The 21979-nt window shown below is 39.9% G+C and carries 18 protein-coding genes, 2 tRNA genes and 3 rRNA genes; 12 read left to right on the top strand and 11 right to left on the bottom strand.

The window, feature by feature from the left end; all coding sequences use genetic code 11:
* Window positions 1-47 precede the first annotated feature (47 nt).
* Genes JM81_RS17920 through JM81_RS17910 form a run of 3 tightly spaced genes read left to right on the top strand, consistent with a single transcriptional unit; the run spans window position 48 to window position 4872 of the window.
* Window positions 48-1739: a M23 family metallopeptidase gene (locus JM81_RS17920; RefSeq protein WP_144805422.1), complete on the top strand. Its 1692-nt coding sequence runs from the start codon at window positions 48-50 to the stop codon at window positions 1737-1739.
* A 4-nt stretch (window positions 1740-1743) separates the two neighbouring features.
* Window positions 1744-4209, top strand: a complete 2466-nt coding sequence (locus JM81_RS17915; protein ID WP_261375144.1) for a TonB-dependent receptor — start codon at window positions 1744-1746, stop codon at window positions 4207-4209.
* A 9-nt stretch (window positions 4210-4218) separates the two neighbouring features.
* Window positions 4219-4872, top strand: coding sequence for a hypothetical protein (locus JM81_RS17910; protein ID WP_089261876.1), 654 nt, complete (start codon window positions 4219-4221; stop codon window positions 4870-4872).
* A gap of 1 nt (window position 4873) precedes the next feature.
* On the opposite strand, the gene JM81_RS17905 is transcribed toward JM81_RS17910, so the two are convergent.
* On the bottom strand, window positions 4874-6022 hold the full coding sequence (locus JM81_RS17905; protein WP_144805420.1) for a cysteine desulfurase family protein: 1149 nt from the start codon (window positions 6020-6022) through the stop codon (window positions 4874-4876).
* 112 nt (window positions 6023-6134) lie between these two features.
* Here JM81_RS17905 and JM81_RS17900 point away from each other — a divergent pair, with 112 nt between their 5' ends.
* The gene (locus JM81_RS17900) at window positions 6135-6638 is read left to right on the top strand and encodes a hypothetical protein (RefSeq protein WP_144805418.1); all 504 of its coding nucleotides are present in this window, start codon (window positions 6135-6137) and stop codon (window positions 6636-6638) included.
* 1 nt (window position 6639) lies between these two features.
* Here the strand turns inward: JM81_RS17900 and JM81_RS17895 are convergent, their stop codons facing one another.
* A complete protein-coding gene (locus JM81_RS17895; RefSeq protein WP_144805416.1) occupies window positions 6640-7182 on the bottom strand; it encodes a Smr/MutS family protein in 543 nt (180 codons plus the stop codon).
* 58 nt (window positions 7183-7240) lie between these two features.
* Here JM81_RS17895 and JM81_RS17890 point away from each other — a divergent pair, with 58 nt between their 5' ends.
* Genes JM81_RS17890 through JM81_RS17880 form a run of 3 tightly spaced genes read left to right on the top strand, consistent with a single transcriptional unit; the run spans window position 7241 to window position 8202 of the window.
* Window positions 7241-7546, top strand: a complete 306-nt coding sequence (locus JM81_RS17890) for a DUF2752 domain-containing protein (protein WP_144805414.1) — start codon at window positions 7241-7243, stop codon at window positions 7544-7546.
* Between the two features lie 15 nt (window positions 7547-7561).
* The gene (locus JM81_RS17885; protein ID WP_089261886.1) at window positions 7562-7900 is read left to right on the top strand and encodes a CCC motif membrane protein; all 339 of its coding nucleotides are present in this window, start codon (window positions 7562-7564) and stop codon (window positions 7898-7900) included.
* A 2-nt stretch (window positions 7901-7902) separates the two neighbouring features.
* Entirely contained in the window at window positions 7903-8202 is a 300-nt protein-coding gene (locus JM81_RS17880; RefSeq protein ID WP_245838950.1) for a CCC motif membrane protein, read from the top strand.
* Between the two features lie 46 nt (window positions 8203-8248).
* Here the strand turns inward: JM81_RS17880 and rocD are convergent, their stop codons facing one another.
* On the bottom strand, window positions 8249-9529 hold the full coding sequence (gene rocD / locus JM81_RS17875) for an ornithine--oxo-acid transaminase (RefSeq protein ID WP_144805412.1): 1281 nt from the start codon (window positions 9527-9529) through the stop codon (window positions 8249-8251).
* 218 nt (window positions 9530-9747) lie between these two features.
* Between rocD and rlmD the strand changes: the two genes are divergently transcribed.
* Genes rlmD through JM81_RS17860 form a run of 3 tightly spaced genes read left to right on the top strand, consistent with a single transcriptional unit; the run spans window position 9748 to window position 12416 of the window.
* Window positions 9748-11169: a 23S rRNA (uracil(1939)-C(5))-methyltransferase RlmD gene (gene rlmD / locus JM81_RS17870; RefSeq protein ID WP_144805410.1), complete on the top strand. Its 1422-nt coding sequence runs from the start codon at window positions 9748-9750 to the stop codon at window positions 11167-11169.
* A 25-nt stretch (window positions 11170-11194) separates the two neighbouring features.
* Entirely contained in the window at window positions 11195-11668 is a 474-nt protein-coding gene (locus JM81_RS17865; protein WP_245838951.1) for a DUF6452 family protein, read from the top strand.
* Window positions 11649-12416: a DUF6048 family protein gene (locus JM81_RS17860; protein ID WP_144805408.1), complete on the top strand. Its 768-nt coding sequence runs from the start codon at window positions 11649-11651 to the stop codon at window positions 12414-12416. The genes JM81_RS17865 and JM81_RS17860 overlap by 20 nt, the downstream gene beginning before the upstream one ends.
* On the opposite strand, the gene JM81_RS17855 is transcribed toward JM81_RS17860, so the two are convergent.
* Window positions 12411-12641 carry a hypothetical protein gene (locus tag JM81_RS17855; protein ID WP_089261896.1) on the bottom strand — a complete coding sequence of 77 codons (231 nt, stop codon included), beginning with the start codon at window positions 12639-12641 and terminating at the stop codon, window positions 12411-12413. The genes JM81_RS17860 and JM81_RS17855 overlap by 6 nt on opposite strands.
* Window positions 12638-13807 carry a class I SAM-dependent RNA methyltransferase gene (locus JM81_RS17850; protein WP_144805406.1) on the bottom strand — a complete coding sequence of 390 codons (1170 nt, stop codon included), beginning with the start codon at window positions 13805-13807 and terminating at the stop codon, window positions 12638-12640. Before JM81_RS17850 ends, JM81_RS17855 begins: the two co-directional genes overlap by 4 nt.
* A 94-nt stretch (window positions 13808-13901) precedes the next feature.
* Here JM81_RS17850 and JM81_RS17845 point away from each other — a divergent pair, with 94 nt between their 5' ends.
* Both JM81_RS17845 and JM81_RS17840 read left to right on the top strand, forming a co-directional pair.
* Window positions 13902-14573, top strand: a complete 672-nt coding sequence (locus JM81_RS17845; protein WP_144805404.1) for a ZIP family metal transporter — start codon at window positions 13902-13904, stop codon at window positions 14571-14573.
* Window positions 14574-14999, top strand: coding sequence for a DUF4268 domain-containing protein (locus tag JM81_RS17840; protein ID WP_144805402.1), 426 nt, complete (start codon window positions 14574-14576; stop codon window positions 14997-14999).
* A gap of 31 nt (window positions 15000-15030) precedes the next feature.
* Here JM81_RS17840 and trhA read toward each other — a convergent pair whose 3' ends face one another.
* From trhA to JM81_RS17810, 6 genes are all read right to left on the bottom strand, one after another.
* Window positions 15031-15645 carry a PAQR family membrane homeostasis protein TrhA gene (trhA, locus tag JM81_RS17835; protein WP_315897759.1) on the bottom strand — a complete coding sequence of 205 codons (615 nt, stop codon included), beginning with the start codon at window positions 15643-15645 and terminating at the stop codon, window positions 15031-15033.
* Window positions 15646-15787: 142 nt separating this feature from the next.
* A 5S ribosomal RNA gene (rrf, locus tag JM81_RS17830) occupies window positions 15788-15899 on the bottom strand.
* Window positions 15900-16067: 168 nt separating this feature from the next.
* Window positions 16068-18899, bottom strand: a 23S ribosomal RNA gene (locus JM81_RS17825).
* 209 nt (window positions 18900-19108) lie between these two features.
* Window positions 19109-19185, bottom strand: a tRNA-Ala gene (locus JM81_RS17820).
* A 136-nt stretch (window positions 19186-19321) separates the two neighbouring features.
* Window positions 19322-19395, bottom strand: a tRNA-Ile gene (locus JM81_RS17815).
* A 181-nt stretch (window positions 19396-19576) separates the two neighbouring features.
* Window positions 19577-21107: ribosomal RNA gene (locus JM81_RS17810) — 16S ribosomal RNA — on the bottom strand.
* Together the 16S, 23S and 5S rRNA genes with 2 tRNA genes alongside form the textbook arrangement of a ribosomal RNA operon.
* Between the last annotated feature and the right edge of the window lie 872 nt (window positions 21108-21979).

The following is a 21979-nucleotide window of genomic DNA, read 5'->3' as shown; positions in this document are numbered from 1 at the left end:
TAGAATTGTGGTTGTTTAATTATTTTCGCACTATTGCAATCTACCATATGAAAAATTCACCCTGCGTCCTATTCTTTCTTTTTTGTCTAACATTACTAGGTCAAGAACAATATCCTAAGGATGTTTTTGGCCCTCCAATGGACATACCTATTATTTTGGCCGGGACGTTCGGTGAGCTACGTTCCAATCATTTTCATGCGGGTCTGGACATCAAGACACAGCAGCGGGAAGGAATTCCGGTCAACGCCATAGGGGACGGAACGGTTACCCGTATTAAGGTTTCCTTATGGGGATATGGCAAAGTGCTGTACATTGCCCACCCAAACGGCTACACCTCGGTATATGGCCACCTACAGAAGTTTTCACCTACCATAGAAGCCTATATTAAAAAACTCCAATATGAAAAAAAATCATTTGAGGTTGAAGTTTTTCCTGATTATGGGGAAATAAAGGTCTCCAAAGGAGAATTAATTGCATATAGCGGAAACACGGGTGGCTCTGCTGGTCCACACCTACACTTTGAAATTAGAAGTAGTATATCAGAAAAGCCAACGAACCCGTTTCTTTATGGAATGCATGTAGCTGATGCAACAAATCCTATTTTGGAAAAACTATTTGCATATCCGTTAAGCGACAACGCGCACATTAATCATAACCAAGAAAGGACGCAGATCAATTTTAGTAGACAGGATGATGGCACCTATTTGGCAGATAAGGTCGAAGCCCTTGGAGAAATAGGTTTTGGATTCATTGGGTATGATAGATTGGATATGGCTGCAAATAAAAACGGGGTTTACTCCGTAGAATTCAACGTCAACGGAAAAATTTATTCGCTATATGATTTTGAGTCGTTCTCATTTGGCGAAACCAGATACATCAATACATTGATAGACTATGATTATTATGGTAGGCATAGGCAGCGCATACAGAAAAGTTTTAAATCTCCCGGTAACAACTTAAGCATTTACAAGGAGCTTTATAATGAAGGTAAGGTCAAAGTAAATAAAGGGCTTAGCTATACTGCTAATCTAATCATTAAGGATTATGCCGGTAACACGGTTAAACTTGCCATTCCTATTGAAGGGAAGGAAAATAAAGGCCCCAGCACAAACAATGAAAAAGTGACCGATAATTTTTTGGTAGCCAAAAAGCCAAATAACTATGACTTGGGGGGCGCAAAAGTCTATTTTCCGGCAAATACATTTTATGAAGATTTTTATATCGATTTAAAAAAAGGTGCCGATACGGTTACCATACATAGCAATACTGTACCGGCCCATAGGAATTTCACTATTACTTTTGACGCATCAAAATATCCCAAGGAAACGCACAAACAGTTGTTCATTGCAAGATTGAACGATAAATTACAGCCAAATTTTACCAACACATACAAACGCGGCGATCTGTTTACCGCACGTACCAGAAATTTGGGAACCTATACCATTGCACAAGACACTACACCGCCAACCATTAGAACAAAAAATTTTAAGGAAAAGCAATGGCTCAACAACTACAAATACCTTAGTGTAAGCATTGCGGACGATTTAAGCGGAATTGATTCATATACGGCAACTTTGAACGGTGAATGGATATTGATGGAATATGAACCTAAACGCAATACATTGACGTATAATTTTGATGATAAGATTGCCGACCAAACGCAATGTGTTCTTAAAGTGACCGTTACAGATAATGTAGGCAATGTAAGTACGCTTACCACCTCTTTTTATAGAAAATAGATATTTGAGACCATTTAGTGTTCTGGGGGTTATCATAGTATTGTGCAACACCATTGTTTTTGCGCAAAATGCCACCATTACGGGTATTGTGTTGGATGAAAATAAAAACGCATTGTCCAACGTAAATATTTCTGCTGGAACTTTAGGAACCACCACAAATGATATAGGGTATTATTCGCTAGAGCTTGTTGCGGACCAAGAAAACACTATTATCTTTTCCCATATTGCATTCAAGGATGTAGTGTTGGAAAATTTGATTCTTACTACGAACGACATATTTGAGTTTAACCCAGTACTAAAAAATAATACCATACAAATTGGTGGCGTAACGGTATTGGCAAACGGAGAACGGGCAACAGAAACAATTTTAAATATTGCCCCCGCAACTATCAGAAAAATCCCAGGAGCCAATGCGGGGGCAGAAACTATTTTAAAATTACTTCCAGGCGTAAATGCCAATAACGAACTTTCCACCCAATATGCGGTAAGGGGAGGCAATTATGACGAAAACTTGGTCTATGTAAACGAAATTGAAGTGTACAGACCTTTTTTAATAAGGTCTGCCCAACAAGAAGGTCTTAGTTTCGTTAATAGCGATCTGGTCCAAAATGTTAAGTTTTCCGCAGGAGGATTTCAGGCCAAGTACGGAGATAAATTATCTTCTGTATTGGATATCAAATACAAGACCCCTACGGTATTTTCCTTACGTATGGAAGGCAGCTTTTTAGGGGCACAAGCTAGTGTGGAAACCGTATCTAAAAATGCCAAGTTCAGTAGTTTATCCGGTTTAAGATATAGGAATAATGCCTTGTTGGTCAATAGCCAACAGACACAAAGCAATTTTAATCCTTCATTTACGGATGTACAGAGTTATTTAACCTACCGGTTCAACCCAAAATTTAAATTGGATTTTTTAGGCAATTTGGCCCTTAACGATTATGTTAACGAGCCATTGAACAGGCAGACCAATTTTGGCACCCTAGAGAACCCACAAGCTTTAATCGTTTATTATGAAGGATTGGAAAAAAACAGATATACCACAGCATTGGGGGCTTTAAAAGGTACGTATCAATTAAATGAGAATACGGTATTAAAGCTAATATCTTCGCTTTACCATACTACTGAAGAGGAATACTCAGATGTTATCGCAACCTATGGTCTGGGCCAAGTAGACAGCAATTTTACCAGTGAGACCATGGGCAGTGCATTGAACCCTAGAGGCATTGGCTCTCAATTTAATAGAACCCGAAATGACTTGGACGCCCTAATTTTAAATGTGGAACATAAAGGCTCCCATACAATGAACAACTCCATTCTTGAATGGGGTGCAAAATATACCCATGAAGATATAAGGGACCAATTAAGGGAATCAGAATTTATAGATTCCGTCGGGTTTTCAATTAGACCTCCACGACCAGAATTTGTAAACAATCAACCTTTAGACCCATACAATGCTCCCTTAGTTGCCTATAACAGTTTAAACGCCTTAAATTTTGTTCAGACCGACCGTTTCTCCGGTTATGCGCAATTTGGCACACAAAATAAATGGAACAAAGCCAATGTATATTATAATCTAGGTATAAGATTTCATCATTGGTCCGTTAGCGATGATACCGGTGAACAAGTATCCCAAACCGTATATAGTCCAAGGTTACAATTGGCCCTTAAACCAGATTGGAATAAGGATATGTTATTCCGGTTTTCTACGGGACTCTACCACCAACCACCATTTTACAGGGAATTAAGGGATGTTACTGGTATAGTTATCCCTTCGGTAAAGGCACAAAGGGCAATACATTTTGTTCTTGGTAGTGAGTACAGTTTTCTTCTATGGGAACGGCCCTTTAAACTATTGGGCGAGGCCTATTATAAAAAATTGGAACATGTAAATCCATATACCTTAGAAGATGTGCGCATTCGGTATAGTGCAAATAATGATACGGAGGCCTATGTTTACGGTGCAGAGTTACGTATGAACGGGGCGTTTGTACCTGGAACCGAATCTTGGATCAGTGTAGGTTATTTAAAGACTGAAGAAAACAGGAATAACCGGGGTTATATTCCTAGGCCCACAGATCAACGCTTGAAAATAGGAGTACTGTTCCAGGATTACATTCCTAAAATTCCAGATTTAAAAATGTACCTTAACCTGGTTTATCAAACCGGTGTACCGGGAGGTTCGCCCAGCTATGCAGATCCGTATATTTTTCAAAATAGATTAAGGGATTATAAACGTGCAGATTTAGGAATTTCCTATATTTTTGTAGGCAAGGACAAGCAATTTCCTGCCACGCATTGGTTACACGCCTTTAAAGAGCTAAGCCTAGGGTTTGAAATCTTTAATTTATTCAACAACCAAAACTCCATAACCAATACATGGGTTAGAGATGTGGACAGTAAGAACGAATTTGCCGTGCCCAATTATTTAACATCAAGGGTATTGAATCTAAAATTAGGAATACACCTTTAAAATTAACAGATGAAAAGAATACTTTTCTTATTGACCACATTGTACTGTATAGCAGCTCTTGGACAAAAGAACATTTATGAAAGCCCAAATTTTGATGAATTAAGTGAAGATCATGCCGTATTGGCCATAATTCCTTTTCTAACAAATCTAGACCTTAACGAACCCATTTCCAGGGAGGAACAAAAAAGACTTGAAGAAAATGAGGGATATGCTGTACAAAATGCTTTGGAAACTTATTTTTCCAGAAGAAGTAAAAAGAAAAAGTTACCGGTAAAGTTTCAGAATATAAAAAATACTACCGCTATTTTGGCACAAAACAATGTAACCTATGAAAATATAGATGTCTACACCACCAAACAATTAAGTGAAATTTTGGGTGTAGATGGTATAATTAGCGGAACTTTGGATTTAAACATATTACTTTCTAGCGGTATACCTACAGAGTTCAGCTTTACAGATTATATTTCTGGTGGAGCAGATTATGGCCGAATTGGCATAAAGATCAGCGATGGCGACACTGGAAGACTGCTATGGAAATATGAAAAGGAGATTAATAAAAAAACTGGCAAAAACACCACGGACCTCATTGACCGTATGATGAAATTGGCCATTAGAAAATTTCCATACGAAAGGGAAAGAAAACGAGACCGCAACAAAAATTAAACTAACTTTCTATTATATCCTTGAGCACCTTAATGGTATAAACAATTTCCTCCCTCGTGTTATAGGTAGAAAATGAAAAACGCACAGATGGTTTTTTCATGTCTTCCTTGGACAAAATTTGGGTAAGGACATGACTACCGGTATCGCTCCCTGATTGACATGCACTTCCTTTTGAACACGCTATACCTTTAATATCCAAGTTGAACAAAAGCATCATAGCCTTATCTTCCGTAATGGGCAAACAAACGTTCACCAACGTATAGGTGCTTTTTTCCATATCTGCGGAATGTCCGTTAAATTTGGCTTCCGGTATATCCTTTCTTACCTGTTCTATAAAATACCTCTTAAGTCCTTCAACATATTTCTTTTCCGTTTCCAAATTATCATAGGCGTGCACAAACGCTTCTTGGAGACCAACAATATTATGGAAAGACTCCGTACCTGCCCTGAGCCCACGTTCTTGAGACCCTCCGGATATCATACAGCTCATACCTGAATTTTTTCGGATAAAAGCAAAACCAATTCCTTTAGGCCCATGAAATTTATGAGCTGCTGCAGCTAGAAAATCTATTGGAAACTTTTTTACATCCCATTCATAATGACCTAAGGATTGAACAGTATCGGAATGTACCAAGGCATCGTATTTTTTGGATAATAAGGTAATCTGTTCCAAATCTATTTTATTGCCTATTTCGTTGTTCACATGCATAAGGCTTACCAATTTTTTAGAACCATTGCTTTTCAAAAGTTCTTCCAAATGCAACAAATCAGGATTGCCATAAGCGTCCAAATTAACATATTGTAATTCTATAAGACCTTTTGCTTCCAGTTCCTCTACCGTATGCAGTACTGCATGATGTTCTATTCTAGTAGTGATTATAGTCTTTACCCCTAGATCACGCACCGCACATCTTAATATCATATTATCCGCCTCAGTACCTCCACTGGTAAAAATAATTTCAGAGGGCTGTGCATTAATATATTTGGCAATTGTCTTTCTTGCACTTTCTATGGCCGTTTTCGCTGTTCTGCCAAAACTATGTGTAGAAGAAGGATTTCCGTAGGAATTAGCCAATGCATCCTGCATTTTTGAAATTACCTTAGCGTGAACCTGTGTTGTTGCCGCATTATCTAAATATACCTGTTTCATCAAAGCCTGCTCTAATAAATAAAGAACAAAAATAGCTCAAATAAAGTTAATTTACCCATAAATGGAGGGTGTGCTTTCCATGGGTTTATAATTTTTAAATTAAATTTGATGTATGAAAAAATACCTACTAATTGGTTGTTTATTTTTATTGTTTGCCTGTGACGATGGCGACCTTCAAATAGAAACGGTAGACTTTGATAGCATAGACAATGTCCAAAATTGTGGAACGTTATCCACATCTTCTACCAACGTGGTTTTTAAGATCAATGGTGACGAGTCCTTGATCATTACCTTGGCTAGCGGACTCCTAAAAAATGAAGTAACCACGACGGATAGGGAAAGTGCTGTTCCCGGAAACTCACAAGTAAGCTATCGTATATTTTCTGAAACCGTAACCAGTGCCTATTTTTGTGATGCACCACCACCACTTACACCAACGGTCATTGAAGAAATTGAGGCTGAAGGCGGCTCTGTTATCGTTAGTACTACAACCACGGATAACGTAACCTTTACGCACACTATCAAGCTAAGTGGCATTACATTTGTCAATGAAAATGGAAGTAGAATTACAGATCTGCAGATTAATGAGTTTGGTGAAGTAACTACTGGCGGATAATCTAAGGGTTTTGGTAGACATAAACTTCTGTTGCCCCTAGGCCATATTTTTGATACTCTGCATCATAATATTTAATATTCTCATATTTATTGAAAAGGTAACGTAGTTCTTCCTTTAGAATTCCTTCCCCTACTCCGTGGATAAAGACAATTTTTTGAATGCGTTTGGCTATGGCAAAATCCAATTGCCTTTTTGCGGTTTCCAATTGCAGGTTCAGAATAGCATAGTTGTCCAGTTGTTTAGGATTTTTCACCAATTGGTTAATATGCAGGTCCACTTCCATCTTAGGTGCGTTACGCTCTTTTGGCTTAACAATGGTAGATATTTTCCGCTTTGGTATTTCCTTTTCTTTTTTAATGCGAGCAATATCAAAATTAGAGACACGTATATCGTTGGCCATTAACACAAGTTCATGGGGCTCATAGACTAGAGGAAAACCATCATCGCTAATGATCGTTATATCCTTACCGTTAATGGCATTTACCCTTCCCTTGATAACATCATCAATTGTTTCTACAATATCGCCTATCTGAAATTGAGACATGTTTTTATTTTGAATACACAAAAATAATGGTAATTTTCCAACTTAGAATTTCTATTAAATGCGATTAAGGGCATTATTTATTTATTTGGGGTTGGATAATTTTATGTTGCCCTGTTTCATCAAAAAATTAATAGGGATAGATTGCCCAGGTTGCGGTATGCAACGTGCCATACTTTTTTTGACCAAGGGAGAATTTATTGAGGCATTTAAAATGTATCCTGCCATTTATCCTATGCTATTACTTTTGGCTTTTTTGGGAGCAAACAAATTATATACTATAAAGTATGCTAACACCATTACAATAATTCTTATGATTAGCACCGTAGGATTTATATTGACCAATTATATATTAAAATTTATCTAACTAAACCTTTAAATTATGGAACAACAAAAATTACCTAATGTAACATTGATATTAGTGCTCGGCATAGCTTCAATCATTCTATGCTGGTGTTATGGTATTTTAGGGCTAATTCTTAGTATCATTGGTTTGGTACTTGCACTTAATACTACCAAGCTCTATAATGCTAATCCAAATGATTACACTAATTACTCCGCCCTTAAAACGGCAAAGCTGGTTACCATCATAGGTCTGGTACTGAACATTTTATTTTTATTGTTCATGATTTGGTTTATTATGTGGATCGGTTGGGATGTAATCATGAGTCAAGATCAAGAGCTTATACAGGAGCGAATGAACGAATTATTAAATCAATAATAATGGAAGAAAAAATTCCAGGTTCCAGTAATGCATTAACATTTGGCATTCTATCTATAGTATTGACCCTTTTCTGTTGTGGGCCTTTTGGTGCAATTTTTAGTTTCATAGGTTTGAACTATGCTAAAAAAGCAAAAGCTTTCCATGAAGCCAATCCGGGCAATTATAGTGGTTATGATAACATACAGACCGGTAGAGTGCTCTCTTATATAGGCCTGGCCCTTTCAGTTATATTATTAATACTTACCATTATTTATTTTGGATTGATCATTGCGTTTTTTGCTACAGCAGATTTCCAATAACCAAAAGTAAGCAAAGAAAAATCCCCGAACATGTTCGGGGATTTTTTTATTGTTTAAATGTTTGCAAGGTTCTTATGATAATGGACACACAGTCCAACAACTCTGCTTTTGTCATGACCAAAGGTGGTGCAAAACGAATTATGTTACCGTGTGTTGGTTTAGCAAGTAGACCGTTTTCCTTTAATGCCATACAAATATCCCATGCAGTGGAACTTTCTTCTGTATCGTTGATAAGAATTGCATTTAAAAGTCCCTTGCCCCTAACACTTTTCACAAGGTCACAAGTAGGAATAAACTCATTGAGTTCTTTCCTGAAAATTTCACCTAGAACATAAGCGTTTTCAGCAAGTTTTTCTTCTTTGACAACACCTAGGGCCGCCATACCCACGGCCGCGGCAATTGGGTTACCTCCAAAGGTACTACCGTGATTGCCTGGGCGAATTACATTCATGATGGCATCATTGGCCAAAACGGCAGAAACTGGGTATGCACCACCGGATAATGCCTTTCCTAAGATTAATATATCCGGTTTTACTTCTGGTTCTCCGCTACAATGTTTGTCCACACAAGAGCAATTACCGCATGTGGCAAGTAAACGACCCGTACGGGCAATACCTGTCTGTACTTCATCTGCAATGAACAATACGTTGTATTTTTCACATAATGCCTTAGCACCTTTTAAATAACCTTCAGATGGCACATAAACCCCAGCTTCACCTTGAATTGGTTCTACCAAGAACCCAGATACATTTTCATTGGTTTTCAAGGCCTCTTCCAGAGCCATTAAATTATCGTATTCTATTTTAATGAATCCGTCCGTATACGGGCCAAAATTCTTACGAGCCACCGGGTCATTTGAAAAGGAGATGATTGTTGTGGTACGACCATGAAAATTATTTTCACAAACAATGATTTCCGCAGCATTTTCTGCTATACCCTTTTTTTCATAAGCCCATTTCCTACATATTTTCAATGCGGTCTCAACAGCCTCTGCCCCCGTATTCATTGGCAAGAGCTTATCAAAATGAAAAGTCTCAGTTACATACTTTTCATATTTCCCCAACATATCATTATAAAACGCCCTAGAGGTCAAGGATAGCTTTCTAGCCTGATCAATCATTGCGTTAACTATTGTTGGGTGACAATGCCCTTGGTTAACGGCAGAATAGGCCGAAAGAAAATCATAATACTTTTTTCCTTCCACATCCCAAACGAAAACACCTTCACCCCTACTTAAAACAACAGGCAATGGGTGATAATTATGGGCTCCGTGTTTTTCTTCCAAGGCAATTGCATCCTTAGAAGTAATCTTTTCTAAAACTGACATGATAAAATTACTTTAAATAAAACTTTAGCAATTCCTTCTATACCTTTTTCCTTTCGAAGAGTCGAAAATTCAGCGTAGGAGAGAAATCATCCCTGTAGAATTCCAAAAATACAAATTAATGCTGTCATAATAAATAATACCGTCCAACGTATTTAATTACTTGTTAATACTATCAATAACAGTATTCGCAATCCAAAGAAACCTTTTATTTTTGCGCTATGCGAAAAAAGACAAAGCGACTGGTTTTTGAAAAGGTTACGGTCCTAGATGCGGCAGCCAAGGGTAAAACCATAGGAAAAGCTCCGGATGGAAGGGTAATCTTTTTAACCAATACCGTACCGGGTGATGTGGTTGATGTACAGACCACAAAAAAAAGAAAAGCATATTTTGAAGGTGTGGCGACCAATTTTCATACTCTATCGAAAAAAAGGGTTGATCCGGTCTGCCAACATTTTGGTGTATGTGGAGGATGCAAGTGGCAAGATATGGGTTATGAGCACCAACTTTATTATAAACAAAAAGAGGTTGAGAATAACTTAAAAAGAATAGGCCATATTGAGCTACCGGAAGTAACACCGATCTTAGGTTCAAAAGAACAATATTTCTATAGGAATAAAATGGAATTTTCATTTTCCGATAGTCGTTGGCTTACCTTGAACGAAATTCAGTCCGATCAACAGATAGAAGATAGAAACGCTTTAGGTTTTCATATTCCAGGAATGTGGGATAAAATTTTGGATATAAAAAAATGTCATTTACAACGTGACCCTTCCAATGCCATACGCTTACAGACCAAAAAATTTGCTACGGAAAATGGCCTCACCTTTTTTAATCCAAGAAACCAGCATGGTCTTTTAAGAACATTAATGATCCGTACCACCTCTATTGGTGAAGTAATGGTAATGGTACAATTTTTTGAAGATGATAAAGAGAAAAGAGAATTATTGCTAAACCATCTTACTAAAACATTTCCAGAGATAACATCCTTGTTATATGTTATCAACCCAAAACAGAACGACACCATTTACGATCAAGAAATTATTTGTTTTTCGGGTAGAGACCATATTTTCGAAGAAATGGAAGGGTTGAAGTTTAAGATAAACGCCAAATCTTTTTACCAAACCAATTCTGAACAGGCCTATGAATTATATAAAATCACAAGAAATTTTGCAGATTTAAAAGGTGATGAATTGGTATATGATTTATATACAGGCACAGGAACCATTGCTCAGTTCGTTTCTAAAAAAGCTAAAAAGGTAGTTGGAATTGAATCTGTACCTGAAGCAATTTTAGATGCCAAGGCAAATGCAGAGCGAAACAATATTGAAAACGTGGATTTCTTTGTTGGAGATATGAAAAATGTATTCAACGAACAATTTATAGCTCAAAACGGTGTGCCAGATGTAATCATCACTGATCCCCCACGAGATGGTATGCATAAAGACGTTGTTCAACAAATCTTGAATATTGCACCTAACAAAGTGGTTTATGTAAGTTGTAACAGCGCCACGCAAGCCAGGGATTTGGAACTTATGAAAGATATGTACAAGGTTACCAAGGTGCAGCCAGTAGATATGTTTCCACAAACACACCATGTAGAAAATGTTGTACTTTTAGAAAAGAAAGAATTAGATGAGTAGGCTGCGAACTGTAATATTGTGTTTCTTGTGTATCATAGCAATATCCTCATGCGAAAAGGATGATATTTGTGTTGAAGGAGACACTCCTCTTTTGGTCATAGAGTTTTATAATATTTTGGACACTAGTGCTTTAAAAAATGTCCCCACCTTAAGAGTGGTCGGTGTAGGCCAAAATGTTACGGTCAATACAGTGGCGGACAGAACGGCTTTAAGTACCATCTCCATACCACTAAAGACGGATGCTGATATTACCAGCTTTATAATGATCAATAGTTCCGCCACTAACGATGAAGGTATAGAAACCGGAAATATAGATACGATAAACTTTTCCTATCAACGAGTAGAAGACTTTCTCTCAAGAGGTTGTGGGTTTATTGTTAACTATGATGAATTACAAGCTACCATAACAACAGATTCCGAAAATTGGATTCAGGATATAGAAATAACAAGAAGTCAAGTAATCAATTCAGATTCTACCCATGTCAAGATTTTTCATTAATCTTTTTTTCATTTTCTTTAGCTGCTTGGCCATCTGCCAAAATAAGCCCATAGACCTAAATCCAAAAGATACGATTACCTATAAACAATCTTATGGATTACGTCTTGGAGTGGACTTAAGTAGAATCCTAAGAACATCTCTGGATGATAATTACAAAGGATTGGAATTGGTTGCTGACTATAGATTAACACAAAATTTATATATAGCCGCAGAAATAGGTAATGAAGAAAAGACCAAACAGGAAGACTTATATAATTTTACCACATCTGGTAGTTACATTAAGGTTGGGGTAAACAAGAACAACTATGCCAATTGGTATGGTGAGCAAAATTTGATTTATATAGGAGGAAGGTTAGCATTCAGTACATTTGAAAATACGCTTAACAACTATCAATATTTTGACACCAATCGTTATTGGAGCTCAGAGGATTTTCCGAGCGGATCGGATATACCTGAAAATTTTTCTGGTCTTTCCGCCACTTGGCTAGAGGCGGTTTTTGGCACCAAAGTAGAATTATTCAAGAACCTTTATTTAGGTGCTAGTATACGGCTAGGAATTATAATATCCCAAAAAGAAGATGACAGATTTCCAAATCTATATATTCCAGGATTTAATAAGGTTACTGATGATAGCCGGTTTGGAGTAGGTTACAACTACAGTATTTCTTATTTTTTACCTTTTTACAAAAAAAATAAGAAGGCCAATACCCTGCCCAAATCAGAAGAGCCCAATAGTGGAGAATTATAAAACCCTAAAACCTTTAATAAAAATCCACTTCATTACCATTTTCTCCTTTCCTTCTTTATTTACCAAAGCAAATTTAGGTGCCAATAATGAAGCGGCAATGGCCGAAATCAAGGAGATAAAGAACGAATATTCCTTATACACAAAACCAATCCCAAAACGTAGGATTACAAACAGAACGGCAAAGCAAACAAAATTTAAGATCAGTACTTTATGTTTTAATTTCATTCTTTTGTATTTCCTTGATATTTAGCTTTCTTACTTCCTTCATACATTTCATACTTGACCAAGCGAGACTCCAGATGACTATTAAAAACCTTAATCTTGCGTGAAGGTCTTAAACCAACAAATTTTAAAGCCTGAAGATTACTTGTAATGAACCAGGCATTGGTACCAGGGTATCCTTGCTTTAAGGTATCCCCAATTGCACCATAAAAGTTTTCCATCTCAATATCCAATCGTTCTCCATAAGGTGGATTAAAACACATATGTAAAGTACCCTCCGTAGATTTTACGGTTTTAAAAAAATTCTTTCTCTCAACGGTAATATATTCCTCTAAATGAGCATTCTCAATATTATCCTGAGCCTTTCTCACTGCTGACGGAGCTTTGTCATAACCAATTATTTTATGATGAAACTCTCTGGTTTTTTTTAAACTGGCATCAGTGATTTTCTCAAATAATTCCGCATCAAAATCTGGCCACTTTTCAAAAGCAAAACCCTTTCTGTTAATATTAGCAGGTATATTACATGCGATCATAGCCGCTTCTGTCAACATGGTTCCACTTCCGCACATGGGATCCAGAAAATCACATTGTCCGTCCCAACCACTTAAAAGTAATAGCCCAGAAGCCAACACCTCATTTATGGGAGCAATATTCGTAGCCGTTCTATAGCCTCTTCGATGTAAAGAGGTACCTGAACTATCCAAAGATACATTACATTCATTATTATGAATATGGATATTAATACGCAAATCTGGATTCTTGACATCCACATCTGGTCTAGACCCATCTGTATCCCTAAATTTGTCCACTATGGCATCTTTCGCTTTTTGGGAAACATATAAGGAATGCGTAAAGTAATCGGAATTGACCGTAGTATCTATTGCGAACGTTTCCGAAACAGAAAGGTGTTCTGTCCAATCCATGGCATAGATTTTTTTATACAGGTCATTTTCATCCCTCACATAAAAAAAATGAATGGGCTTAATGATTTTTATAGCGGTTCGTAAGCATAGGTTTGCCTTGTACATAAAACCGGTATCTCCTTCAAATGAGACATTCCTGACGCCTTCTACCACATTACTAGCTCCAAGATTTCTAAGTTCTTTAGACAAAAGCTCTTCAAAACCAAATAAAGTCTTGGCGACCATTTTAAAATTATTACCCATATCCTTCTTTTCTCGTACCGCAAAAATACGCTAATTTTGAAGTCTGATTAATTAAAGTCCTAATTCCTTTAATTAAAGCCAAACCAGCATTTACATGATTTACTTATTACCCATTTTGGGAGTATTGCTTAGCTTTTTATTTGTAGTCATAGCAAAACCAAAAAAAAACGAATATTTTAAGCTATTATTGGCATTTAGCGGTGCGTTTTTATTGGCTTTGACCATTTTTGAAATGTTACCGGAAGTATATATAGATTCCGATGCAAAAACGATTGGGGTTTTTATCATGTTAGGAATTCTATTTCAGATTTTCTTGGAATTTTTTTCCAAAGGTGCGGAACATGGCCATGTACATATTTCAAAAGATAGATTAAACTTTCCTTGGTTATTATTTTTTAGCTTAAGTATACATTCCTTATTGGAAGGATTACCCATAGAAACCAATGATACAATTATATATGGCATATTGATACATAAAATTCCTATTGCCATAATTCTTAGCATATTTCTTTTAAGTTCAAAAATTAAAAAATTACATGCCGGATTTTTTATGTTGCTTTTTTCTATCATGACCCCGTTAGGCACATTTTTAGCCCATAATGTAAAATTTCTATCTACATATTCTGTCTATTTACATGCTTTGGTTATAGGAGTTTTATTGCACATATCTACTGTAATTTTATTTGAAAGCTCCGAAGGTCATAAATTTAACCTACATAAACTTTTGGTCATTGTATTAGGGATAGTCATCGCATATTTTTTATAAATGTTCAGTAAAGAAGACTCAAGAAAATTACGAGAAGACTTTTGGATTTCTTTTGGAAAATCCTTCCCTGTTAAATGGACTTTATACAAGACAGGTATTAAGGGTCTTTCATTTAAGTTTCATTTTAATTTAAAAGCTGCAATGGTCTCTATTGATGTTGATACTGACTTTGACCAACGTATAAAAGTTTGGGACAAATTAGTTGCTTTAAAATCTATTCTAATTGATGACTACTTACCAGATGCTATTTATGAAGACTTTTATACTCTAGAAAATCAAAAAGAGATATCTAGAATATATGTTGAATTAAACGATGTATCTATCCACAATAAAAATAGCTGGAGAGAAACTATGGTGTTTTTAAACCAAACTATGTTACAAATTGAGAAATTTTATGAAGACTATAAGGATGTAATAGATTCTTAATAGCATACAGCACTATAAAGTATTTTAAGATTTAAATGACATCTAAATAAATAAAGAACCAGTGACTTATTGCGCCTCCAAGTACAAATAGGTGCCAAATAAAATGATTATATGAAATTCTTCTAACGGCATAAAAAATGATGCCTATAGTATAGAATGCCCCTCCAAGCATCAACAGCTCTATTCCTACTTCAGATGTATTAGCAAGTAGATTCTGGAAATCAAATACGATTAGCCAACCCATAAGTAAGTACAAGAGCAATGACACTATTTCATATTTACCAGTAAAAAATAGCTTTAATATTGTACCTACAGCTGCAATTGCCCATACTGTAAAGAATATTTGCCAACCATTACCATTTATTAATGTTATAAGCGCAACCGGAGTATAAGTACCTGCTATGAGATAATAAATATTTATATGATCGAGTATTCTCATTCTCAACTTCCAAATTCTATTATCCATGGCATGATATACTGACGAAACAACCAGCATACTAATTAGAGATATACTATAAATTATAATTCCCCAAGTAGCATAGGGTGATTTATCCGTATTGCAATACATTAAAACTACCATACCAATAATAGCTAATAAGGCACCAATACCGTGAGAAATGGCATTAAATTTTTCCTCTTTATCCAATGAATTACAATATGACATTTGTTTTATAAAAATGTATAGCTCTTAAACTAGGTATGATTTACAATACTAAATAAATTCCCAGATATATATTTGAATTTATAGCATAAAAAAAGCCCCTTACATAGTTGTAAGGGGCTTTCGAAAAAGGCGGCTACCTACTCTCCCACTTGGTATAGCAGTACCATCGGCGCAAACGGTCTTAACTTCCCTGTTCGGAATGGTAAGGGGTGGGCCCCGTCGCCATGGCCACCTAAGTTTTGGATCGGGCATTCCCGATCGCGGCCTCCGCCGCAATATCGTTGACATGAATGGAACAGGATACTATAAAGGAAAGAGGCACTTATATCAAAAAGTATGTTTCGGTATAAAAAGAAAGAAGTAAAGACCCTCGTCCGCCCCGTTCCAAGGAACGGGACGAGCGTATGCGCAAGCCTGACGGGCAATTAGTACTACTCGGCTACGGACGTTACCGCCCTTCCACCTATAGCCTATCGACGTGGTCATCTCCCACGGCCCTTTAAAGAAATCTCATCTTGTGGCTGGTTTCGCGCTTATATGCTTTCAGCGCTTATCCAATCCCGACATAGCTACCCAGCGATGCTCCTGGCGGAACAACTGGTGCACCAGCGGTCGGTCCAACTCGGTCCTCTCGTACTAGAGTCAGATCCACTCAAATTTCTAACGCCCGCAGTAGATAGAGACCGAACTGTCTCACGACGTTCTGAACCCAGCTCGCGTGCCACTTTAATGGGCGAACAGCCCAACCCTTGGGACCTTCTCCAGCCCCAGGATGTGACGAGCCGACATCGAGGTGCCAAACCCCCCCGTCGATATGAGCTCTTGGGGGAGATCAGCCTGTTATCCCCGGCGTACCTTTTATCCTTTGAGCGATGGCCCTTCCATGCGGAACCACCGGATCACTATGCTCTTGTTTCCAACCTGATCGACCTGTATGTCTCCCAGTCAAGCGCCCTTGTGCCATTGCACTCTACACACGATTGCCAACCGTATTGAGGGCACCTTTAGAAGCCTCCGTTACTCTTTTGGAGGCGACCACCCCAGTCAAACTACCCACCACGCACTGTTCCCTCTTGGAGGGTTAGGCCCCGGACAAGCAAAGGCTGGTATTTCAACAATGACTCCACCACACCTGGCGATGCGGCTTCAAAGTCTCCCAGCTATCCTACACATTGCTTGACCAAGGTCAATACGAAGCTATAGTAAAGGTGCACGGGGTCTTTTCGTCCCACTGCGGGTAACCGGCATCTTCACCGATACTACAATTTCACCGAGCTCATGGCCGAGACAGTGTCCAGATCGTTGCACCATTCGTGCAGGTCGGAACTTACCCGACAAGGAATTTCGCTACCTTAGGACCGTTATAGTTACGGCCGCCGTTTACTGGGGCTTCAATTCAATGCTTCTCCCCGAAGGAATGACATCTCCTCTTAACCTTCCAGCACCGGGCAGGTGTCAGGCCCTATACTTCATCTTTCGATTTTGCAGAGCCCTGTGTTTTTGATAAACAGTCGCCTGGACCTCTTCACTGCGGCCCCCCATAAGGGGGCGACCCTTCTCCCGAAGTTACGGGTCTATTTTGCCTAGTTCCTTAGCCATGAATCTCTCGAGCGCCTTAGAATACTCATCCCAACCACCTGTGTCGGTTTACGGTACGGGCTGCTTCACTCGCTTTTCTTGGAAGTCGATATGCTGGATTATCACCTTGGCCGTGGCCTCGGTGTACTATCGGGGTATTACTACTCCCTTCAACGTACAATTCCGTCTGTACGCACCAACTTCTCGCCTCCGTCACTTTTAGCGTGAGCAGGTACAGAAATATTAATCTGTTGTCCATCCACTATCCCCTTCGGGTTCGCGTTAGGTCCCGACTGACCCCCAGCTGATTAGCATAGCTGGGGAAACCTTGGTCTTTCGGCGTGCGGGTTTCTCGCCCGCATTATCGTTACTTATGCCTACATTTTCGTTTGTAACCGCTCCAGCATCCCTCGCAGGTACGCCTTCGACGCAGTTACAATGCTCCCCTACCCCTTGTATAAATACAAAGTCACGGCTTCGGTGATATGCTTATGCCCGATTATTATCCATGCGGAACCGCTCGACCAGTGAGCTGTTACGCACTCTTTAAATGAATGGCTGCTTCCAAGCCAACATCCTGGCTGTCAATGCAGTTCCACCGCGTTATATCAACTTAGCATATACTTTGGGACCTTAGCCGGTGATCTGGGTTCTTTCCCTCTCGGACATGGACCTTAGCACCCATGCCCTCACTGCGCAGAAACATTTCATAGCATTCGGAGTTTGTCAGGAATTGGTAGGCGGTGAAGCCCCCGCATCCAATCAGTAGCTCTACCTCTATGAAACTATCTACACGCTGCACCTAAATGCATTTCGGGGAGTACGAGCTATTTCCGAGCTTGATTGGCCTTTCACCCCTACCCACAGGTCATCCCAAGACTTTTCAACGTCAACGGGTTCGGTCCTCCACTATGTGTTACCACAGCTTCAACCTGCCCATGGGTAGATCGCACGGTTTCGCGTCTACTACTACTGACTATGGCGCCCTATTAAGACTCGCTTTCGCTACGGCTCCGTTCCTGAAGAACTTAACCTTGCCAGTAAAAGTAACTCGTAGGCTCATTATGCAAAAGGCACGCCGTCACCCATATGGGCTCCGACCGCTTGTAAGCGTATGGTTTCAGGATCTATTTCACTCCGTTATTCACGGTTCTTTTCACCTTTCCCTCACGGTACTGGTTCACTATCGGTCTCTCAGGAGTATTTAGTCTTGGCGGATGGTCCCGCCGGATTCATACAGGGTTTCACGTGCCCCGCACTACTCAGGATACCACTATCTAAATGCTCTTTGCCTATACGGGACTATCACCCTCTATGGTCGCTATTTCCAAAGCGTTCTAGTTCATCACATCTCGAATGTCGTGGTCCTACAACCCCGTTATTGCCGAAACAACAACGGTTTGGACTAATCCGATTTCGCTCGCCGCTACTATCGGAATCACTTTTGTTTTCTCCTCCTCCGGGTACTTAGATGTTTCAGTTCCCCGGGTTTGCTTGGCTTACGCCATGACATACCTTCAATATGCCGGGTTGCCCCATTCGGATATCTGCGGATCATATCGTGTGTGCCGATCCCCGCAGCTTTTCGCAGCTTATCACGTCCTTCTTCGCCTCTGAGAGCCTAGGCATTCCCCATACGCCCTTTTCCAGCTTGTCGCCAGATCTTTAATCTATTCTATTCTTAATTCGTACTCTTTACTTAATAAAGATTCGTGTTTCTTTCTTTTTTAGTCGGTAAAACATTAAAAATGTCTTACCTCCTGTTCCAATATGTCAATGAACGATCGCGAGTCGCGATAGACAATTAAATCATCTATGCCAATCACTGCAAGCTCCTAAGATCGTATTTCATATCCCGGGCATTGCCTGGTGGAGAATATCGGAGTCGAACCGATGACCTCCTGCGTGCAAGGCAGGCGCTCTAGCCAGCTGAGCTAATCCCCCGTTTTCAGTCGTCGGCTATCAGTTAACAGTTATCAGTTAATCGATGACCATACGCCAACTTGGGATACCCAACTCCTAAAATTTCCTTCAATCCTTAATGAACGTGCCGCTTAACCAAAAACGACCTTTTTGTTTGTAGTCCCAGGCAGACTCGAACTGCCGACCTCTACATTATCAGTGTAGCGCTCTAACCAGCTGAGCTATGGGACTGTCCCTACTCTTCCTTTTCAGTATAAATACCTCGCAGAAAAAAGCAATTACTTATATATCATAATTATGGAGATGTAACAATCGAACAATTACCAAAGAAACTATTATTAAATCAAAAGACCGGGACCGTGGTTCCATTCTTCTCTTCGTCAGGGACCGTCCTTAAAAGGACAATCTCTAGAAAGGAGGTGTTCCAGCCGCACCTTCCGGTACGGCTACCTTGTTACGACTTAGCCCTAGTTACCGATCTTGCCCTAGGCCGCTCCTTGCGGTGACGGACTTCAGGCACTCCCGGCTTCCATGGCTTGACGGGCGGTGTGTACAAGGCCCGGGAACGTATTCACCGGATCATGGCTGATATCCGATTACTAGCGATTCCAGCTTCACGGGGTCGAGTTGCAGACCCCGATCCGAACTGTGACAGGTTTTATAGATTCGCTCCGCCTTGCGACGTGGCTGCTCTCTGTACCTGCCATTGTAGCACGTGTGTGGCCCAGGACGTAAGGGCCGTGATGATTTGACGTCATCCCCACCTTCCTCACGGTTTGCACCGGCAGTCCCGTTAGAGTCCCCATCATGACATGCTGGCAACTAACGGTAGGGGTTGCGCTCGTTATAGGACTTAACCTGACACCTCACGGCACGAGCTGACGACAACCATGCAGCACCTTGCAAATTGCCCGAAGGAAAATCTATCTCTAGACCTGTCAATATGCATTTAAGCCCTGGTAAGGTTCCTCGCGTATCATCGAATTAAACCACATGCTCCACCGCTTGTGCGGGCCCCCGTCAATTCCTTTGAGTTTCATTCTTGCGAACGTACTCCCCAGGTGGGATACTTATCACTTTCGCTTGGCCGCCCAGGACTCAAGGCCCCGGACAGCTAGTATCCATCGTTTACGGCGTGGACTACCAGGGTATCTAATCCTGTTCGCTCCCCACGCTTTCGTCCATCAGCGTCAGTATATAGTTAGTCACCTGCCTTCGCAATCGGTGTTCTATGTAATATCTATGCATTTCACCGCTACACTACATATTCCGGCAACTTCACTATAACTCAAGACCGACAGTATCAAAGGCAGTTCTACCGTTGAGCGGCAGACTTTCACCCCTGACTTATCGGCCCGCCTACGGACCCTTTAAACCCAATAATTCCGGATAACGCTCGGACCCTCCGTATTACCGCGGCTGCTGGCACGGAGTTAGCCGGTCCTTATTCTTACGGTACCGTCAGTAGGCTACACGTAGCCCTTTTTCTTCCCGTATAAAAGCAGTTTACTACCCATAGGGCATTCTTCCTGCACGCGGCATGGCTGGATCAGAGTCTCCTCCATTGTCCAATATTCCTCACTGCTGCCTCCCGTAGGAGTCTGGTCCGTGTCTCAGTACCAGTGTGGGGGATCCCCCTCTCAGGGCCCCTACCCATCGTAGCCTTGGTAAGCCGTTACCTTACCAACAAGCTAATGGGACGCATGGCCATCTTGTACCGCCCGAGGGCTTTAACCACATCCCGATGCCGGGTCGTGGTACCATGGGGCATTAATCTTCGTTTCCAAAGGCTATTCCCCTGTACAAGGCAGGTTCCATACGCGGTGCGCACCCGTGCGCCGGTCGCCGGCGGAAAAGCAAGCTTTTCCCCGCTGCCCCTCGACTTGCATGTGTTAGGCCTGCCGCTAGCGTTCATCCTGAGCCAGGATCAAACTCTTCATCGTTGTTCTGTATATATTCGTCCCAACGAAGTCAAAATCTCTCCCGGCCCCGACTCTCGATTCAATTCCTTATATATACCTTACGATATATTAAATTGTATGTTTCCTTAATTCTTGTTCCTCTCATCCAGGTCCTCACCTGAACTCGATTCCTATCTCCACAATATTTCAATGAACTTCCATAAACCAGGCACAGAATCTCCCGATTCCCTCGCCTCGTTTCCCCTAGGTAATTCCCTAAGCGGGTGCAAATATACAACTGTTTTTTAACCTGACAACTACTTTGTGAAAAAAATAAAATTTTCTTTACAGGCCCGGTAAAACAACATTTTTATGAACTTGCCCCGGCGGCGGACAAAGACCGTGATCTTCATCGTTAGCGGGCTGCAAATGTACACCCTATTTCCAAACCTACAAGGCTTTTTTTAAAAAAAATGAGGTTTTTTTTGGACCGCCACCTACCCCGCTGATTTACTGAACTTTATGGGAACGGAAAATACCCCTAAAGGATAAATAATACACAACGTTCTGATAAACAGCCTTTTAAAACATACGACCATTGCAACGGCGCGCTAACCAACATGTTTACAGCAGGTTGAGAAACGAGACCAGGCAACTAGGAAAAGAAATTCCAGACTAGGCTTTCAAAAAAGCCCCAAAAACATCACCATTTCAAGAGTAAGGCATCATATAAAATACATCACACTACACTCTACATATATACAAATCGTATACTGACCACTAAGAATACCAAAACCAACTAACTAATTATTATCTGCATTGCCCCCAGAACCAACCGAAAATAAATATACCTTATTATAACAATCACTTTTGCAACAACAAATCTATATTCTTAGAAGAAGAGACCTTAATCT

It is taken from the genome of Maribacter sp. MAR_2009_72 (assembly GCF_007827235.1).
Lineage (GTDB): Bacteria > Bacteroidota > Bacteroidia > Flavobacteriales > Flavobacteriaceae > Maribacter > Maribacter sedimenticola.
Note: the sequence above shows the minus strand (reverse complement) of the source record. Positions and strands in the feature narration are given on the sequence as shown.

Bases quoted from the DNA above. Each gene is read 5' to 3' on its own strand.
- JM81_RS17920 (WP_144805422.1), top strand. From the start codon at position 48: ATGAAAAATTCACCCTGCGTCCTATTCTTTCTTTTTTGTCTAACATTA.
- JM81_RS17855 (WP_089261896.1), bottom strand. From the start codon at position 12,641: ATGAAATTAAAACATAAAGTACTGATCTTAAATTTTGTTTGCTTTGCC.
- JM81_RS17895 (WP_144805416.1), bottom strand. From the start codon at position 7,182: ATGTCTCAATTTCAGATAGGCGATATTGTAGAAACAATTGATGATGTT.
- JM81_RS17860 (WP_144805408.1), top strand. From the start codon at position 11,649: ATGTCAAGATTTTTCATTAATCTTTTTTTCATTTTCTTTAGCTGCTTG.
- JM81_RS17840 (WP_144805402.1), top strand. From the start codon at position 14,574: ATGTTCAGTAAAGAAGACTCAAGAAAATTACGAGAAGACTTTTGGATT.
- JM81_RS17850 (WP_144805406.1), bottom strand. From the start codon at position 13,807: ATGGGTAATAATTTTAAAATGGTCGCCAAGACTTTATTTGGTTTTGAA.
- JM81_RS17845 (WP_144805404.1), top strand. From the start codon at position 13,902: ATGATTTACTTATTACCCATTTTGGGAGTATTGCTTAGCTTTTTATTT.
- rocD (WP_144805412.1), bottom strand. From the start codon at position 9,529: ATGTCAGTTTTAGAAAAGATTACTTCTAAGGATGCAATTGCCTTGGAA.
- JM81_RS17910 (WP_089261876.1), top strand. From the start codon at position 4,219: ATGAAAAGAATACTTTTCTTATTGACCACATTGTACTGTATAGCAGCT.
- JM81_RS17880 (WP_245838950.1), top strand. From the start codon at position 7,903: ATGGAAGAAAAAATTCCAGGTTCCAGTAATGCATTAACATTTGGCATT.
- JM81_RS17890 (WP_144805414.1), top strand. From the start codon at position 7,241: ATGCGATTAAGGGCATTATTTATTTATTTGGGGTTGGATAATTTTATG.
- rlmD (WP_144805410.1), top strand. From the start codon at position 9,748: ATGCGAAAAAAGACAAAGCGACTGGTTTTTGAAAAGGTTACGGTCCTA.
- JM81_RS17900 (WP_144805418.1), top strand. From the start codon at position 6,135: ATGAAAAAATACCTACTAATTGGTTGTTTATTTTTATTGTTTGCCTGT.
- JM81_RS17905 (WP_144805420.1), bottom strand. From the start codon at position 6,022: ATGAAACAGGTATATTTAGATAATGCGGCAACAACACAGGTTCACGCT.
- JM81_RS17885 (WP_089261886.1), top strand. From the start codon at position 7,562: ATGGAACAACAAAAATTACCTAATGTAACATTGATATTAGTGCTCGGC.